This is a genomic window from Allobosea sp. 05L423 (assembly GCF_056397745.1).
In genome coordinates this window covers 1-16,714 of the sequence record NZ_JBFTOA010000004.1, presented here as the reverse complement: position 1 = coordinate 16,714, position 16,714 = coordinate 1, and the positions used below count along the sequence as shown (strand labels likewise).

The following is a 16,714-nucleotide window of genomic DNA, read 5'->3' as shown; positions in this document are numbered from 1 at the left end:
AACAATGTCGATTGACGAACAAGACGGCAGGAACGCCGCCGGCATTTCCTTCGGGAAGGCTGCGCAAAAGCCCGCAGCGACGACCGGGGCCTGGCTTCCCGGCAGCCTCTCGGCGCAGTTCCTGGCTGCCGGCGGCCTTCTTATGCTCATAGCGATGCTGGTGGCGGGCTATCTGATCACGGAACTGGTGACGGGCGGCGCGATCAGACACAAGGCGGCTTCGACCGCCCTCTTCATGGAAAGCCTCGTCGGCCCGGCCGCGCAGGAACTCTCGGCTTCGAAGAAGCTCTCCGGCGCAGCCGTTGCGAAGCTTGACGCGCTCCTGTCCGACGAACAGTTCAAGCGCCGCTTTCCCTATCTGGAAATTTGGACACCGGACGGGGTCGTCGCCTATTCGAACACCGCGCAGATCATCGGGCAACGGTTCAAGCAACCCGAAGGACTGAAGCGCGCGCTGGGTGGCGAAGTCGCGGCCGCCTTCACCGACCTCTCGGCGGCCGAGCATGTGATCCGCGGCATCGGGACCCGCTATCTCGAAATCTACAGCCCGATCCGACAGCACGCATCGGGCCAGATCATCGCGGTCGCCGAGATACACGAGCAGACTGAGCATCTGCACCGCGACCTGGCGAGCCTGAGGACGAGCAGCTGGGCAGTCGTCGCGATGGTCACGCTGGCGATCATGGCAGGTCTTTTCGGCATCGTTCACCGCGGCAGCAAGACGATCGAGACCCAGCGCGCAGCGCTGGCGCGAAGGGTCTTCGAGATGGAAGAGGTTTCCCGCCACAACCGCCTGCTGAAGGAGCGGTCCCAACGCGCCTCGGCGCGTGTGACGGAGCTGAACGAGCAATTCATCCGCACGCTCGGAGCAGACCTTCACGACGGGCCGGCCCAGCTGATCGGCTTTTCGATCCTCAAGATCGACGAGATCCGCAAATCCACCGGTCCAGCGGCGACCGAAAAGCTGCTCCGGCCGATGCAATCCGCGCTCGACGAAGCGATGCGGGAGATCAGAAGCATCGCCAAGGGCCTCCTCCTGCCAGAGATCGCCGAACTGCCCCTTCATGAAGTGATTTCGCGGGCGGTGCGGGCGCATGAGGCGCGCACGTCCTCGCAGGTCGCCCTGGCGACGGCGGAAGTCCGGGCTCCCGTTTCCGATGCCGTCAAGATCTGCGTGTTCCGGTTCGTCCAGGAAGGACTGAACAATGCGTACCGCCATGGTGGCGGCATCGGCCAGGAAGTCGGCAATCTCATCGACGGCTTCGCCCTGCGTGTCTGGGTGCTCGACCGTGGCTCGAACCAGATCGCGTCGTCGGACTGGGCAACGAAAGGCGGGATGGGCCTGCACGGCCTGCGCGAGCGCGTGGAAAGTCTCGGTGGCAGTTTGACGGTGGAGGCGGAGCGCGATGCGGGACCCCGGATCCAGATGACCCTCGACCTCAGTGGAGGACTGCTCCTTGGATGAACGGCGCTCCATCATCGTCGTCGATGATCACGCGATCTTCCGGGCTGGCGTGGTCCAGATCCTGTCGACGAGCCCGAACCTCGAAGTCGTCGGACAAGGCGCCTCCGCCAGCGACGCCGTCAAACTCGCTGAAACCCTGCGGCCCGACCTTGCCTTGATCGATATTTCCATGCCGGGCGGAGGGATAGCCGCAGCCAGCGAAATCCATGCCTGCTGGCCACAGGTAAAGATCGTCATGCTGACGGTTTCAGAGGAGGAACATCTCGTTCTGCAGGCCCTGGAGGCCGGGGCCTCGGGCTATGCGCTGAAGGGCATACCCGCGACGCAGCTCGTCTCCGTGGTGCATTCGGTCCTGAGCGGAGAGTCCTATCTGCCGGCAAGCATGGCAGCGCGGCTGGTGAGCACGATGCTGGGACGACAGGGAGACCACACGCCGGCAGCCCGGATCGCCGCTTTGTCCCCCAAGGAGGAGCGCACTCTACGATTGCTGGGGCGGGGCCTGACCAACAAGGAAATTGCCGAGGCGACAGGGGTTCAGGTCAAAACCGTCAAATTTCATATCTCCAACGTCTTCTCGAAACTCGGCGTGAGAAGCCGCGTCGAGGCAGCGCTCTTTGCGCAGAAGCATCTTGTCTAAGGCTGCCACGCTCCGAACCCCGACCGGCGACGCGTGCGAACCCCTGCCTCCTCCACAGCATTCACCTAGAGGCGCCCGAACAGAGATATCGTATAACCTCCCTGTCGTTCATCTATTCGCCTTGCACGATAGAGAAACTACGGTAACGTCTACCTTCAATCAACTATTCTGTTAAACAACAGAGCGTCTCACGGATGCCGAATCCGGAAACTCAAAAACCTGCAGAAGAATCAGAGGCCGGAGGCCGGACCGTTGCATCGCCCTCGGGCGGATCTAGATATCGGCTAAGCTTCTTGTCCATTCTCGGCGCCCTGCAGCAGCATTGGGCTGCCCAGAGCCTGGAGCGACGCTTTGCGATCGCCGTTTCGCTCGTCATCGGACTGTCGATGGCGACCCTGGGATACTGGGTCGAACGCCGCATCCGCAGCGGCTGGGAGCAGGGCATGGCCGAGATCGGCGCCCACTATCTCGAAGCCTTCCTCGCCCCGCATATCCTAGACCTCGAGCAGGCCGATACGCTGTCGGAAGACAGCAAGCGAAGAATCAAGGCGCTGGTCACGGACAGCCGCCTCGGCCAGCGCGTCACGATGATCAAGATCTGGAACCGGGCGGGAAAGCTGGTCTACAGCACCGGCAAGGCCCGGGAGGGAACACAGGTTCAGCTTCAGCCCCCGCTCCTCGCCCGGCTCATGAACGGGCAGGTCGTCGTCTTGACCCAGAGCGACAGCCATGGCGACGAACAGCCCGCTCAGCGGCTGCTGGAAAGCTACGCCCCCATCTACAAGCCGGGCACAGGCACGATCCTCGCCATTGGCGAATTCTACGAAGTAAGCCATTCGCTCGATCGCGAGATCCAGCAGCTGCGCTACGCGACCTGGTTCCTCATCCTCAACGTCGCGATCATCATCGGCTTCCTGCTCTACCTGACGATCCGTCGCGCCAGCCGCATCATCAGCTCACAGCAATCGCAGCTCGAAGCCAATCTCGCGCGCGCATCGGCGCTGGCCAAGCGCAACAACATGCTGCGCCGCGCAGCGGATCGCGCCAGGCTCGACGCGGCCGTCTCGAACGAGGTGTATCTCGCCCGTATCGGGGCAGACCTGCACGACGGCCCGATCCAGATGCTGAGCCTGCTCATGCTGCGGCTCCCCGACGAACCGCCGGAGCTGCGCGCTCAACTCGAGCGGCTGATCCAGCAGACGCTGGCGGAACTGCGCAATCTCTCGGCCGGATTGGTGCTACCCGAGATCCGGGACTTCTCGCCAGCCGACACGATCGAGGCCGCGATCAAGCGGCACGAACAGCAGACCGGCACGGGCGTCGCGCGCGACCTTGCCGACTTGCCGGAGCAGATGCCCGAGGCAATCCGCTTCTGCGCCTTCCGTGTCGTGCAGGAGGCGCTGATGAACGCCTACAAGCACGCGCAAGGCCGCGGCCAGCGCGTCGCAACCCGCTTCGCCGCCGAAACGCTGGAGATCGTCATCTCCGATGACGGCCCGGGCCGTGGGGTTCCGCCGGCGCAACCCTCGCAGCAGCGACCGCGGCTCGGCCTGCAAGGACTGGAAACCCGCGTGAAAGCCTTGCGCGGCAGCCTTGCCATCACGCCGCAGCCCGAGGGCGGGCTTCTGTTCAGGGTGCTCCTGCCGGTGCGCCGGCGCTCCCTGACGACGAAAGTGGAATGAGCAGCGGGACCGCGGCCGAGTCGGCCTCAGCGACCAGTTGAGGCGAGGTCGGCCGGTCTCAGCTTCTGCGCGGCGATGACCACCTCGAGCCGGTTGCGAGCTCTGAGCTTGGCCATCAGATTGGTCATGTAGCTCTTGACCGTCTTCTCGCTGAGATCGAGGCTGCGCGCGATCTCGCGGTTCTGCTTGCCGCAGAGTAGGAGGCGGACGATCTGCTCCTCGCGGACGCTCAGTTTCGCGCTGAGGAGAGCCTGCTTCTCGACGGCTTTGTTGTTGAGAGCGCCGATCACCTTCGCCGCAAAGGCAGGAGTGATATAGACCTCGCCACGTAGCGCGGCCTCGACCGCATCGAGCAGCTCGCTGGCGCTGCTCCCCTTCAGCACATAGCCCGCTGCGCCCGCGCCAAGCGCCTTCACGGCATGCTCGGTTTCGGTAGAGGCGGTGAAGACCACCACCCGACAGGCCGGCGCAATCTCGCGCAACTCGGCGATCGCGCCAAAGACGTCGCCAGGCATATTCAGATCGACGATCAGAACGTCGCAGGCGCGCCGGCTGAGGATCTCAGCGATGTCTGCCGCGCTCGCGCCCGTCTCGACCACGAGATAATTGTCGCGACGGGACAGCACAGCCGAAATCCCCTCCGCCAGAAGCGGATGGTCATCGACGATCGCAATGGCGATCTGGGCAGCCGATCTATCCTGCATTCTTCAATTCTGGCTCAGAATAAACCCGCAGTAAAGGCGCCGATTAACATACGGTTAACCCAACGTAGCCGTTTCTCATCCTGTTGCCTTTTGCATAGATAGATCGCCTACTGGAGTGCACCCTTGAGGCGGACCGCGTGACAGCGCGCAATTGACCGGGGAGCCGGGCTTTCGAAGGATGGAAGCTCGTGGCCCGACAGCGCATCCACGGCCTCGCGTTCGAGCGCCAGGTGGCGCAAGGTTATCGGCCCGTCGAGACACTCCACAGCCTCGCTCGTCGGCATGATCCGTCACGCAGCCTGATCCGATCCACATCCGGAAGTTCGCCGACCCAGCTCTGGCGGTGCCTTGTCCTGAGGTACAATAGCGCGTCGAGACCGTTTGGGCGCCAACTGACAAGTCCTATCAGCTTTTGCGGGCTGCCGAGCCGCCAGGCTTGTAAGCCGGCGAGTGCCGGAGCCCCACCCTACCCGGATGGGAGGGGCAAACTGCGATCTCCTCGTCGACGATGTGGCGGAGAAAATTACGCCCGCGCTCAGAACGCGAAACAGTGAACTGACACTGGGCGCGAAATTCCGGTGCAAGCCCGACGGCCACGCACATTCTCGTCTAAGGGAGGCAGCCATGAAGCTCGCAGGACTCCTGTCCTCGATTTCGGCACTGGGCATTCTCGCCCTCGCGGCGGCGCCGGCTAGCGCCCAGACCACCGACGGCGCCACAGGCGCGCCAAACGCGACGATTGTAATCGACGGCAAGCAGTTGCCGGCTCCCCCGCAGAAATTCGAGGGCGTCATCAACCAGCTCGCCCAGGATTCAAAGCCGTTCTGGCCGGCGCGCATTGCGCCGCGCCAGGGCGCACCGAACGTGCTGCTGATCATGACGGACGATGTCGGCTACGGAGCGCCTTCGACCTTCGGCGGTGTCATTCCGACGCCGGCATTGGACCGGATCGCGAATGATGGCCTGCGCTACACCAACTTTCATTCGACGGCGCTGTGCTCGCCCACGCGCGCGGCTCTTATCACCGGACGCAACCACCACTCCGCGGGCTTCGGGGTCGTCTCCGAGCAGGCCACGGGCTACCCCGGCTACAACAGCATCATCACCGAGGACAAGGCGACCATTGGCCGTATCCTCCTCGACAACGGCTACCGCACCTCCTGGTTCGGCAAGAACCACAACACGCCGGCCTTCGAAGCCTCTGCCACCGGTCCCTTCAAGCAGTGGCCGAGCGGCATGGGTTTCGAATATTTCTACGGTTTCATGGGCGGCGACACCAGCCAGTGGCAGCCGGGAACCCTGGTCCGAAACACGACCTACATCTATCCCTACCTGGGCAATCCGAAGTGGAACCTGACCACGGCGATGGCCGATGACGCCATCAGCTACATGAATCAGGTCAACACACTCACTCCGGACCAGCCGTTCTTCCTCTACTACGTGCCGGGCGGCACCCATGCGCCGCATCATCCGACGCCCGAATGGATCGAAAAGGCGACGAACCTCCACCTATTCGACAAGGGCTGGAACGAACTGCGCGAACAGATCTTCGCCAATCAGAAGAAGCTGGGCACGATCCCGCAGAACGCCAGGCTCACCCCCTGGCCCGATGACCTACTTAAGCGCTGGGATGCCCTCTCGGACGACGAGAGGAAGATGTTCAAGCGCCAGGTCGAGGTCTACGCAGCGTATCTGATGTACACGGACCACGAGATTGGCCGCGTCATCCAGGCGGTCGAGGACATGGGCAAGCTGGACAATACGCTGATCATCTACATCAGCGGCGACAACGGCTCGAGCGCCGAAGGCACGCTGGTCGGCACGCCCAACGAGGTCGCGATGTTCAACGGCGTCGAGGTCTCGGTCGAGGATCAGCTGAAATACTTTTACGACGTCTGGGGCTCGGACCGAACCTACAACCACATGGCGGTGCCATGGAGCTGGGCCTTCAGCACGCCGTTCAGCTGGACCAAACAGATCGCCTCGCATTTCGGCGGGACCCGCCAGGGAATGGCGATCTCCTGGCCGAAGGTGATCACTGACAAGGGCGGCATCCGCCAACAGTTCCACCACGTCATCGATATCGTGCCGACGATCCTGGAGGCGACCGGCGTCGCCCAGCCGGACGTTGTCGACGGCATCAAGCAGAGCCCGATCGACGGCGTGAGCATGGCCTACACTTTCGACAAGGCCAATGCGAACGCACCGTCGACCCACAAGGTCCAGTATTTCGAGATGATGGGGGACCATGCCATCTACAATGACGGCTGGATGGCCAGCAGCAAGGTGATGCGCGCACCCTGGCAGATCCAGGGCGGCCTCGGAGCCGACCCCGCCAAATATCCGTGGGAGCTCTATGACCTGCGCAACGACTGGACACAGGCCGAGAACGTGGCCGCGAAATATCCCGAAAAGGTCAAGGAGATGGACTCCCTGTTCTGGCAGGAGGCGAAGACGTATCAGGTGCTGCCGCTCGATGCGACCGTCGCCACTCGCATGGTAACGCCACGGCCCAGCCTCACCGCCGGCCGTAGCCAGTTCACCTGGACCACCCCGCTGACGGGCATCCCGAACGGCGACGCCCCCTCCATCCTGAACACCTCCTATACGTTCAAGGCGGAGGTCGAGGTCCCGGCCGACGGTGGCGACGGCATGCTGATCACCCAAGGCGGGCGCTTCGGGGGCTATGGCCTCTACATCCTGAAGGGCAAGCCGACCTTCACCTGGAATCTCGTCGACCTGAAGCGGGTGAAGTGGCAGAGTCCGGCCGTGCTCACGGCCGGCAAGCACGTGCTCGAGTTCGACTTCAAATATGACGGGCTGGGCATGGGCACGCTCGCCTTCGCCAGCCCCAGCGGCATCGGCCGCAGCGGAACCGGCACGCTCAAGGTGGATGGCCAGGTCGTCGCCACCCAGGCTATGCCGCACACCATCCCGCTCATACTGGCCTTCGACGAGAGCCAGGACATCGGGTCCGACACCGGAACGCCGGTCGACGACCAGGACTACCAGACCCCCTTCGCCTTCACCGGAAAGATCGGAAAGATCACGCTTTCTATCGACCGCCCGCAGCTCACGCCGGCGGATGTCGAGAAGCTCAGGGCCGCTCTGGCGAAGGCCGGCGACGGGCCCGCGCCCGATGAGACGGTGGGCGTGAATCCGATCGGCGGGCTGAGCGGCGTCGCCGCCAGGGTTGAGAAGCTGCAGGACTGCCGGCAGCAGGCCTTGGCTCAGAACCTCACCCTGTTCGACCGCATCAAGTTCGTCCAGTCTTGCGCCCGCTAGAACAGGACTGGCATCCATGACCGGCCCGGCCCCCGCAGGCGCCCCGGCCGGTCATGGCGCCGCCGCATGAGACGGGGGACCAGGGTCATGCGATTTGCCCTATGGACAGGGGCTCTCCTCGTCATCGCCGCTATCGCGGCCGCAGTCCATTTCTGGTCCCCGCACGCGACTTTGCGGGTGACGACGGGCGCCTTCGGCACGGATGCCCAGCGCTTGATCGGTGCCCTCATCACCGAGGTGACCAGGGATCATCCCCGCGTGAAGCTCCAGCCGGTTCAGGTCGACGACCTGGCTGCCAGTTCGAGAGCGATCGAAAACGGCGCTGCCGATCTCGCCATAATCCGCAGCGACGTCTCGCCGCCGATCAATGGCCAGACCATCGCGATTCTGCGCCGCGACGTCGTCGCCTTCGTGCTGCCGCCGAAATCGGCCATCGACAGTATCGACAAACTCTCCGGCAAGACGATCGCAATTCCGCAAGGGCGCTTGCAGGAGGTCAACGCCGCTCTGCTCGACCTCATCCTGGGCTATTACAATGTCGCGCCGCATGAGGTGAAACGGCTCTTCCTGTCGCCCGAGGAGATGGTCGCCGCCGTTCATCAACGGCATATCGCCGCCATTCTCGCCGTCGGCCCGGTCGGACCCGGGGATGTGGTCGGCGCCGTGCTGGCCATGGCGAGGGGAACGGCGGGAACGCCGACGATCCTGGCGTTCTCCGACGGGGATGCCTTCAATCGGCGTTTTCCGGCCTTCGAGTCTTATGATGTGCCGGAAGGTGCCTTCAGAGCTCGCCCGGAAACCCCCGACGACACCGTGACGACGCTCTCGGTGACCTATCGGCTCGTCGCGCCCGACAGGATGCTCGATCTCGTCGCCGGGGCGATCGGCCGGACCCTGTTCACGTCGAAGCCCAAGCTGGTCGCGCTCACACCCCTGGCGAGCCAGATTGAAGCGCCCGACCCCGATGCCAAGAATCCAATCCTGCCGATCCATCCCGGCGTCGCCAACTACCTCAACAACGGCGAACAGAGCTTTTTCGATGAGATCCAAGGCTATTTCTATCTCGCCGCCGCTGTCCTCAGCATCCTCGGTTCGGTAGCCACGATCATCATCGGGCGTGCGAAGACGGGGCGGATGCGCCAGGAGCAGAAGCGGATCGGGCAGTTGATCCAGATCGCCGATCAAGCCCGAGGCGCCGATGCCGAGACGCTGGAGGCGCTCGAGCACTCGCTTCATCGCCTGATCGACGAAGCCGTGGGTGCCGCCGGCCGCTCGGGCGGCGATTCCACGATGGTCCTCGCGATCAACCACGCCCGTTATTCAGTGACGGCGCGTCGAGCACAACTGAACTCCCAGGGGACGCAGAGTCCGACGCAGCCTTCCCTGTCGATGTAGAAAGCGATGCCCTCGGCCCCGGCAGCCTGCGTCGCGTCCGGGAGCTCCTCTGGAACCGCGGGCTCGGCCCGACGACCGCCCCGTGCTGGAGCCTATCACAGGCATAGCCATCGCGGTGCTGGGATCCACAGTCGCATAGGCGCGCGCGCTACTGATTTTGGCATGCCGGGCGAGGCGAGCAAAGGTCTCCACCAGCTATCACCACTCTCGTCTCGCCGAAGTCGAACGTCTGACGGACCCGCGCGAGACGGAACGATCGGCGTCGGCGAGCAGAACGGCGAAATCGTGCAGAACTGCCCGTAGCGCGGCCCGCTCGCCGCCATACTCAGCGACCAGATCGTTGCTTTCGCATTCGATTTCATTCGCCAAGTCGGTTTCGGGTGCGGGTTCGGGTGACATGGCTTGCGCCCTCGAGTATCAGAACATTTTAAGAACAAACCGCCCCTGGGAGTCAGGCCATGAACGTCGATACCTTCTTCCTGCAGCCATTCAAGACGCATCGAAAGAAGCTGGTTCCGGCGCAGCGCGTGCTGGCGAAAACCAAGCACCACGCGCTGAATGAGGGCGAGCGGCTTGGACGCATTGCCGAAGGCGTGGCGGTCGTGCACGTCGTCGCTGACGACGAGACCGGCGAGGTTGCTTCCATCGACGTCCTCGCCCGCCACGGCGCCATCCCAGAGGAGTTCGAGGAGCAGATCAGAGCGCTATGAAGCGCAACGCACGTCGCGCCTACGACAAGGACGGACAGGAACTCTCACCGGCGACCGTCTCCGGCCATCAGCAGTTGGGGCTTCGCCGGATCGAGATTTACTGCAACGATTGTGGCCACCACCGGAACGGGATCGACATCGCAGATTTGCCGCCCGAACAGGGGATGAAAGCGGCGACGGCAAGGGTTTTGTTGCTCTCTGGAACCGACTTTGCGATTTCCTCGGGCTCAACCTCGGCGTAGCGGTCTTTGTCGATCTCGAAGCCCTTGATCTGGTGTTCGCGGTCGACCGGCTCATCCGTAACCGGATCGACGAATTCGCGCCGCACCCGATGGCCGGTATCGCGATTGATCATGTGGAACGAAATGCGCTCCGATGTGCTGGCCCCGGTATAGGGCGCGACCGGGCAGCTGATCTCGCCAAACTTCAGATAGCCTTTTCAGTTCGCACGCGCCGCGACCATGGCCCCCACCCCGCGCGCAACAACACGATTCAATGCCGGGCCACCGCACATGTTCCCGCCTCGCGGAACTGATTCGTTCGCCCGGCATTGAGTCCGTCGTTTCGTTGCCGGAGTTGCGTTGTCATGGCCGAACGAACCTATTGGAAGGGCTATCTCAAACTGTCGCTGGTAACCTGCCCGGTCGCGATGTCGCCGGCGACATCCGAAAGCGAGTAAAGTCCGGTTCCACACACTGAACCGCGAAACCGGCAACCGGATCGTCAGCCGCTACGTTGACGCCGACAGCGGCAAACCCGTCGGGCCCGATCACCAGGCCAAAGGCTACGAGGCCGAAGCCGGCCGCTTCGTCGTCATAGAGGATGAGGAGCTTGAAGCGGTGCGGCTCGACACCGTCCGCACGATCGACATCGACAAGTTCGTGCCGCGCGACTCGATTCCGTGGCTCTATCTCGATAGTCCCCGCTACCTCGTTCCGGACTGCGATGTCGGCGAAGAAGCCTTCTCGGTGATCCGCGACACTATGACCGCGTCCAAGATGGTCGGCATCTCACGCGTGGTTTTGTATCGCCGGGAGCGCGCCGTCATGCTCGAAGCCCGCGACCGCGGCATCGTGCTTTGGACGCTCCGCTACGGCGACAAAGTCCGCGACGAGCAAGCGTATTTCTCCAGCATCGAGCGGGAGAAGCCTGAGCCCGAACTGCTCGATCTGGCGCAGAAATTCATCAAATCGAAGACCGCAGACTGGTCGCCGGAGATGGTCAAGGATCCGGTGCAAGCACACCTGCTTAAGCTGATCGCGTCGAAGAAGCGCCGGAGGGGCGCGCGGGTTTCTGCTACTCGCGAGGACGGACGGCCGGCCAATGTCGTCAACCTCTTCGACGCTCTGAAGAAGCGCCTCCAGGCTGACAAGTCGCTTCGCAGCTAAGCGCCATGGGTCATAGTGCAAACCCCCATCGTCCCCGTACGCCGGCCCCCGGCGAGCAGGCGAGAACTCTATCGAGAGCGCTGCCAGGACGATGAAGGCAACCGCTACACGGTGATCGTTTGGCAGAACAAGCCGGGGCTATCGACCGTCTCATACTCGCTGGAGGACGGGACACCGGTCCATTACGAGGACGAGTGCCTCTCGCTTCCATCGGGAAAAATGATAACCTGTTGTCTGGACTGACGGTCAGCCCATTTCGGGCAGCACGCGAATCTGGCACGGCCGGCGCATGCCCTACCCGCCTGACAACCCGCCCACGGAGTTCTCAGTTTTCGCCGGCCGCGAGGTGTCCACGTGGTCGGAGGAATGGAAGCACGAGTGCGAGGTGCGGTTTCCGGCCGAGGTCGATCGCCAACGGCTATAGATTGATCCAAGACTTGCCGGGGCGGCACACCTATGGCGAATTGACGAGTATTGTCGACGGTTTCTGGCTTCTAAGACGGTTTGATCAACACGCCATGGCGCTCGCAAAGTCGCTCACCAGCATGTTACATCAGTCGATCGATCCCTGGCTATCGGCGACCCGAAAGGTGCGGTTGCGGGATTACGGCCTGAAGCCAGGCGAGATCCTACCAGTAGCGCATCTTCATCCCGAAACGCCGCACTGCTGCGGACACCCGCTATGCGGTCTTATTGTTGCCGACGCGCGTCGGTTCCATCGCCGCAATGCGCCTCAAACGGGCCTTCGGCGCTGGGTCGTGCCAACTGCGATGCTGGTTGATATGGGTCGTTTTCCGACATCGGACGCCTATATGCGAGCCGTTTCAAAGTGCTCTCGCGGCAATATCGTGCGTGCCGCCAAAAAGGCCGCACGCCTCGGTGTCAGCTGCGTGCCAATCCACGCGGACGGTTATGCAGCAAGCATTGCAGCCATTGCCGCGTCCAAACGCTTCAGATCCGGTGGCCCAGTCCTGTCAGCATGGGTCAGTTCTGGGGCAGGCCTCGTCGATTCACGGGAGCAACCTACGGCGCCTCCCTGCGCCTCGCATTGGACACTGACGTGGGGCGCTTTCGTTCACGAAGATTGTGGTGCGCGGCTGATCGCACATGTTTCGCTGAGACGGGTCGGTGACATGTGCCGCACGCACGAGATCATGTGCCACGGTGACTATCTAAAAACCGGAGCCTTGAAATTTCTGTTCCTCGAGGTGGCCCGCTGGCTCATGGACAGACGAGCACCTGAAGCTCAGGGGCTCCGCTGGTTTATGTATGGCGCCATGGAACACGGCGGCGTCGGACTGCATGAATGGAAGCGATTGCTCTGTTTCGAGCCCGCCAACCTGGCTTTTGCGCCGGGATGACCCTTCCTGTTTCACCATCGCAGCACTGATGGTTACGTAGTGTTCGCCGAGTGGCATGGGCCTCTGATGCTCGAGGAGGCAGCAGGCCCGCCCGCCGCCCGTGGGATGGCAATGTTTGCCGTCAGCGCCCTCGGCTTTCTGGCTGGCTGGTCGTTGGGAATCATGACCTGGTCGGCTACCTGGCGACGTGCAAAAGCTTTGTCCGCATCTTCTGATCGCAGTCATCCGTAGGTCGGCTATCGACCCATCTTGGACGTTGGCGCGAACGCAAAAAGCCGGCGCCACCCTGAAGGATGACGGCAGCCAAGTTTAGGGAGGAAACGCCCGAAGGCAGCCGGCTAGGCCGGCCAGTCCGTTTTGCGGCGTTCAGCCGCCCGATTTCGGGGGCATCGGGATAGACGGCGGGCCATCCCGCCAGCAGCGCGCCCAGCGGATCACTGCGTCACAAACCGTCATACCGACGAGGCCGAGCAGCGAAGCCGACCGAACCCTCGATATCGCCTGTCGGATAGGCCCAGAGGTCGAGCCATTTCCGGATGAGTGTCATCGCCACTGGCGTCGCGTAGCCGGCCCCGCCGCCGCGGACGACCGCAGGGCCAGAACCTTCAACCGCCCATGACCTTCATGGCGGCGTCCATCGCCTTCTCCTTTGGGTTTGCGGTGCAGTAGGTCTTCATCTTGGCATCGACCTCAGCGGCCATCTTGTCCATGGCAGCGTCGCCGGTCTTCGGCGTGCCGCCAGTGGCCACGACGGTCTTGAGATAATCCGCGCAGGTCATCTCGGGGTCGGTGGCCTGAGCAGAGGCAGAGAGGGAAACGAGCGTCAACGCAAAGGCCGCGGCGGCAGTGCGGCGTGTCGTAGTCATAGGCATGATGAAAATCCTGAAGCGCCAGCCGACATGATGTCGGTAATACGCATGCCTCAGGTGCACAGCGCCGCACGATCGCGCAAGCGATATTTCCTTGGCGAATCTTCCAGTTGGCGGTCGCTCTACATCGGAGGATGGGGAAACGAAGGTGGCCCATCGCGCCAGCGCTGCACCCAGCGGATCACTGCGTCGCAGACGGTCATGCCACAGAGGCCGACGACGAAGACGACAGAACCGCCCACATCGACCGAGGACAGGGGGAAGCCCCACCATTCAAGCCAGCGCACGGCGATGGCGTTGGYTGTCGGGCCGACGCTTCCGGCTGTGAGGGCTCCGTATCCGACGAGCAGGCCCTCGACCGTGGTGATCAGGTAATCGGCCCTCACGCCTTCGGGCTTGAGCGCGATGCTCGTGATGTTATCGCCGAGCGCCTCGCTATGTTGGCTTAGAGGCGCCGATGAACCTCGAGCTCGAAATGGGGCAAGATAAAATCCGCCATCTGGTTCTGATGAGAAACCTATGGCGCTACAGGCCATCGCAGATCATGACGCCGCACGACTTCAAGTTCATCACCTTTGGCCCTGGCATGCTTGTCGGGAACCAGAACCTCCCTCCGCCTGAGTATCAGCGGCGAGCGATCGAGCTGAATGCCGACTGGTGGCCTGCTGCCGGTTTGTGAACAGTCGGTTAGGCTAATCCGACCTTCTTTTCGAACTCGGCCGGGCTGATGTAGCCGATGGTCGAGTGCCTGCGAACGGCGTTGTAGAACCGCTCGATGTAATCGAACACGTCGGCGCGAGCATCGTCGCGTGTCCGGTAAACCCTGCCTCTGATCCGCTCGGTCTTCAGCGACGAGAAGAAGCTCTCCATCGCGGCATTGTCCCAGACGTTACCCGCGCGGCTCATCGAGCAGGTGACGCCGTTGTCGGTCATGAGCKTCTGGAACTGCTCGCTGGCATACTGACTGCCTTGGTCCGAATGGTGCAGCAGGGCATCAGGTTTTCCCCGACGCCAGATCGCCATCATTAGCGCATCGGTTACGAGGCCGGCGGTCATCTCAGCCTTCATCGACCAACCCACCACCCGGCGGGAGAAGAGGTCGATGACCGCTGCAACGTAAAGCCAACCCTCCGCGGTCCATATATAAGTAAAGTCGGCGATCCAGCGCTGGTTGGGCCGTTCGGCGTGGAACTCCCGGCCGAGCGTATTCGGGGCGATGGCCGATCGCCGGCCCTCATCCCTYGGAAGGCTGCGCCGACGCGGCCTGGCACGCAAAGCCTGGGCACGCATCAGCCGCTCGATGCGATGCAGGCCGCAATCGATGCCTTCCGCCAGCACGTCCCGCCAGACGCGCCTGGCGCCATAGGTCCGATCCGAACCAAGGAAGCTTGCCCGGACCCTGTTGCCGATCTCCTCGTCGTCGCGTGCACGCCTGCTCGGCGATCGGTTGAGCCAGGCATGGAAGCCCGAGCGCGACACATCCAGCGCTTCGCAAAGCCATGCCACCGGCCAGATYCCCCGGTGCTTCGYAATGAACGTGAACCTCATGTCACGTCCYWCGCGAAGWAGGCTGCGGCCTTTATGGAATGGCCCGCCCCTCCCTCTGGCGCCATGTTGGCACCGGAACCTGGAGGAGAGGGCGATGACTAGGACTCCGATAGCCGTGCTCGGAATCGATCTCGGCAAGAACAGCTGCAGCCTCGCCGGTCTCGACGCGACCGGCGCAGTCATCCTGCGTCGGAAGATGACACGAGAGCGCCTTGTGGCGTTCGCTGCCGAGCTGCCTTCGTGCGTCGTCGCGATGGAGGCGTGTTGCGGCGCGCACTTCCTGGGGCGCGCCTTTGCGGATCGAGGACCCCAGGTGCGATTGATGTCCCCTGAGTACGTGCAGCCCTACGTCAAGGCGCAGAAGACCGACGATCGAGACGCGGAGGCGATCGCGGAGGCGGCCACGCGGCCGACCATGCGGTTCGTGTCTCTCAAGACCGAGGCCCAGCTCGACCTCCAGGCCCTGCATCGGGCGCGTGAACGCCTGGTGCTCGCTCGAACGGCGCTGATCAACCAGCTTCGAGCTGTCCTGCTCGAACGCGGGATCATCCTTCCGAAGGGGCGAAGCGTCCTCATGCGACGCCTGGACGAGGTTGGCGCCGACGGCTTGGCAAGCAGCCCCCGCACCCGGGAGTTGGTCAAGGACCTAAGAGATGAGTGCGCGGTTCTCGATCAGCGGATCATGGCTTACGACGCCGAGTTCGCAGCCCTTGCGCGTGACGATGTTCAAGCGCGTCGATTGTCCGGGATTCCCGGTATCGGCGTGATCAACGCTACGGCTCTTCTGGCAGCCGTAGGCGATGGCAGTGCTTTCGCCAGAGGGCGAGACCTCGCGGCCTGGCTTGGTCTGACACCGCGCCAGCACTCTACCGGCGGCAAGACGAAGATGCTGGGCATCAGCAAGCGCGGCAACCGCTACCTGCGCAAACAGCTGATCCACGGCGCACGCGCGGCCCTGCCACACTTAGCCGCCAAGTCGACGAGAATGGGTGACTGGTTGAGAAACATGCTGGCTCGGGCCCATACGAACGTCGTTGTCGTGGCGCTGGCCGCAAAACTGGCTCGGGTTATCTGGGCGGTTCTACGCCACGGGAAGAACTTCGATCCAGGCGCCGCTGCGGCAGCCTGATCGGCGAGGAATGCGGCTGGCCGAACCCGGCCGCCCGAAATCTGCGAGAGGTGAAAGACAGATGGCATAACGGTCAGACCGGCGGCTCGGAGATCCTGGTCCTAAATGCGGCGCCCGACGCCGTGGCTTTTATGAGGACCCGGGACGCGCGGATATCCATCTTGGCCAGGGCCAGCCCCTGAGACCGGATACGTTGATGCAGACCGATCATGCCAACCAGACGACACCCTTGCAGACGGGGCGGGCCATACGTTTTTAGGATGTCRCGCTCCGCCTTGAGCTTGGCCACCTCYCGCCGCAGCTTCTCGATCTCAAGCTGCTCCGRCTTCATYTGACCGTGGCCGGGAAAGGCCTGCGCAGGATCGGCMGARAAGAGCTTCACCCATTTGCGMAGCTGGTTCTCATGGACATCCAAATCCCGAGACGCCTGCGCCACACTCACTCCGCGATCCTTGATCAGGCGGACCGCCTCGATCTTGAACTCACGCCCAAACTGTCTTCGCCGCATACCCCACCTCCGGGTTCATGAAACACCCAATCT

Annotated in this window: 14 protein-coding genes and 4 pseudogenes; 11 read left to right on the top strand and 7 right to left on the bottom strand. The window is 63.1% G+C overall.

Annotated elements, in window-relative coordinates; genetic code table 11:
* Positions 1-4: 4 nt before the first annotated feature.
* From AC1DNE_RS12695 to AC1DNE_RS12685, 3 genes are all read left to right on the top strand, one after another.
* Positions 5-1,465, top strand: coding sequence for a sensor histidine kinase (locus AC1DNE_RS12695; RefSeq protein WP_476841078.1), 1,461 nt, complete (start codon positions 5-7; stop codon positions 1,463-1,465).
* Positions 1,458-2,102 carry a response regulator gene (locus tag AC1DNE_RS12690; protein ID WP_476765998.1) on the top strand — a complete coding sequence of 215 codons (645 nt, stop codon included), beginning with the start codon at positions 1,458-1,460 and terminating at the stop codon, positions 2,100-2,102. The genes AC1DNE_RS12695 and AC1DNE_RS12690 overlap by 8 nt, the downstream gene beginning before the upstream one ends.
* A gap of 293 nt (positions 2,103-2,395) precedes the next feature.
* Complete coding sequence (locus tag AC1DNE_RS12685; RefSeq protein WP_476765997.1) at positions 2,396-3,784, top strand: sensor histidine kinase; 1,389 nt, start codon at positions 2,396-2,398, stop codon at positions 3,782-3,784.
* 26 nt (positions 3,785-3,810) lie between these two features.
* On the opposite strand, the gene AC1DNE_RS12680 is transcribed toward AC1DNE_RS12685, so the two are convergent.
* The gene (locus AC1DNE_RS12680) at positions 3,811-4,488 is read right to left on the bottom strand and encodes a response regulator (RefSeq protein ID WP_476765996.1); all 678 of its coding nucleotides are present in this window, start codon (positions 4,486-4,488) and stop codon (positions 3,811-3,813) included.
* Positions 4,489-5,112: 624 nt separating this feature from the next.
* On the opposite strand from AC1DNE_RS12680, the gene AC1DNE_RS12675 reads away from it, so the two are divergent.
* Together AC1DNE_RS12675 and AC1DNE_RS12670 are read left to right on the top strand one after the other, a co-directional pair.
* Positions 5,113-7,773, top strand: a complete 2,661-nt coding sequence (locus AC1DNE_RS12675) for an arylsulfatase (RefSeq protein WP_476765995.1) — start codon at positions 5,113-5,115, stop codon at positions 7,771-7,773.
* Between the two features lie 87 nt (positions 7,774-7,860).
* Positions 7,861-9,168, top strand: coding sequence for a TAXI family TRAP transporter solute-binding subunit (locus tag AC1DNE_RS12670; RefSeq protein WP_476765994.1), 1,308 nt, complete (start codon positions 7,861-7,863; stop codon positions 9,166-9,168).
* A gap of 198 nt (positions 9,169-9,366) precedes the next feature.
* On the opposite strand, the gene AC1DNE_RS12665 is transcribed toward AC1DNE_RS12670, so the two are convergent.
* Positions 9,367-9,567, bottom strand: a complete 201-nt coding sequence (locus tag AC1DNE_RS12665) for a hypothetical protein (protein WP_441470340.1) — start codon at positions 9,565-9,567, stop codon at positions 9,367-9,369.
* A 59-nt stretch (positions 9,568-9,626) separates the two neighbouring features.
* Between AC1DNE_RS12665 and AC1DNE_RS12660 the strand changes: the two genes are divergently transcribed.
* Positions 9,627-9,878, top strand: coding sequence for a hypothetical protein (locus tag AC1DNE_RS12660; protein WP_441470341.1), 252 nt, complete (start codon positions 9,627-9,629; stop codon positions 9,876-9,878).
* A gap of 157 nt (positions 9,879-10,035) precedes the next feature.
* Here AC1DNE_RS12660 and AC1DNE_RS12655 read toward each other — a convergent pair.
* Positions 10,036-10,308 (bottom strand): annotated as a pseudogene (locus AC1DNE_RS12655) (Ku protein); the annotation flags it as partial.
* Between the two features lie 156 nt (positions 10,309-10,464).
* Between AC1DNE_RS12655 and ku the strand changes: the two are divergent.
* From ku to AC1DNE_RS12640, 3 genes and pseudogenes are all read left to right on the top strand, one after another.
* Positions 10,465-11,266: pseudogene (gene ku / locus AC1DNE_RS12650) on the top strand (non-homologous end joining protein Ku).
* A gap of 289 nt (positions 11,267-11,555) precedes the next feature.
* Complete coding sequence (locus tag AC1DNE_RS12645; protein ID WP_441470342.1) at positions 11,556-11,690, top strand: DUF7696 family protein; 135 nt, start codon at positions 11,556-11,558, stop codon at positions 11,688-11,690.
* 1 nt (position 11,691) lies between these two features.
* Positions 11,692-12,627: a hypothetical protein gene (locus AC1DNE_RS12640; protein ID WP_476841077.1), complete on the top strand. Its 936-nt coding sequence runs from the start codon at positions 11,692-11,694 to the stop codon at positions 12,625-12,627.
* 605 nt (positions 12,628-13,232) lie between these two features.
* Here the strand turns inward: AC1DNE_RS12640 and AC1DNE_RS12635 are convergent.
* Entirely contained in the window at positions 13,233-13,499 is a 267-nt protein-coding gene (locus tag AC1DNE_RS12635) for a hypothetical protein (protein WP_476765993.1), read from the bottom strand.
* Positions 13,500-13,618: 119 nt separating this feature from the next.
* Positions 13,619-13,882, bottom strand: coding sequence for a hypothetical protein (locus AC1DNE_RS12630; protein ID WP_476841076.1), 264 nt, complete (start codon positions 13,880-13,882; stop codon positions 13,619-13,621).
* Between the two features lie 71 nt (positions 13,883-13,953).
* Between AC1DNE_RS12630 and AC1DNE_RS12625 the strand changes: the two genes are divergently transcribed.
* The gene (locus tag AC1DNE_RS12625) at positions 13,954-14,175 is read left to right on the top strand and encodes a hypothetical protein (RefSeq protein WP_476841075.1); all 222 of its coding nucleotides are present in this window, start codon (positions 13,954-13,956) and stop codon (positions 14,173-14,175) included.
* 8 nt (positions 14,176-14,183) lie between these two features.
* Here AC1DNE_RS12625 and AC1DNE_RS12620 read toward each other — a convergent pair.
* Positions 14,184-15,077: pseudogene (locus AC1DNE_RS12620) on the bottom strand (IS3 family transposase); the annotation flags it as partial.
* 61 nt (positions 15,078-15,138) lie between these two features.
* Here AC1DNE_RS12620 and AC1DNE_RS12615 point away from each other — a divergent pair.
* Positions 15,139-16,173: an IS110 family RNA-guided transposase gene (locus tag AC1DNE_RS12615; RefSeq protein ID WP_441470346.1), complete on the top strand. Its 1,035-nt coding sequence runs from the start codon at positions 15,139-15,141 to the stop codon at positions 16,171-16,173.
* A 253-nt stretch (positions 16,174-16,426) separates the two neighbouring features.
* Here AC1DNE_RS12615 and AC1DNE_RS12610 read toward each other — a convergent pair.
* Positions 16,427-16,681 (bottom strand): annotated as a pseudogene (locus AC1DNE_RS12610) (transposase); the annotation flags it as partial.
* Positions 16,682-16,714 lie beyond the last annotated feature (33 nt).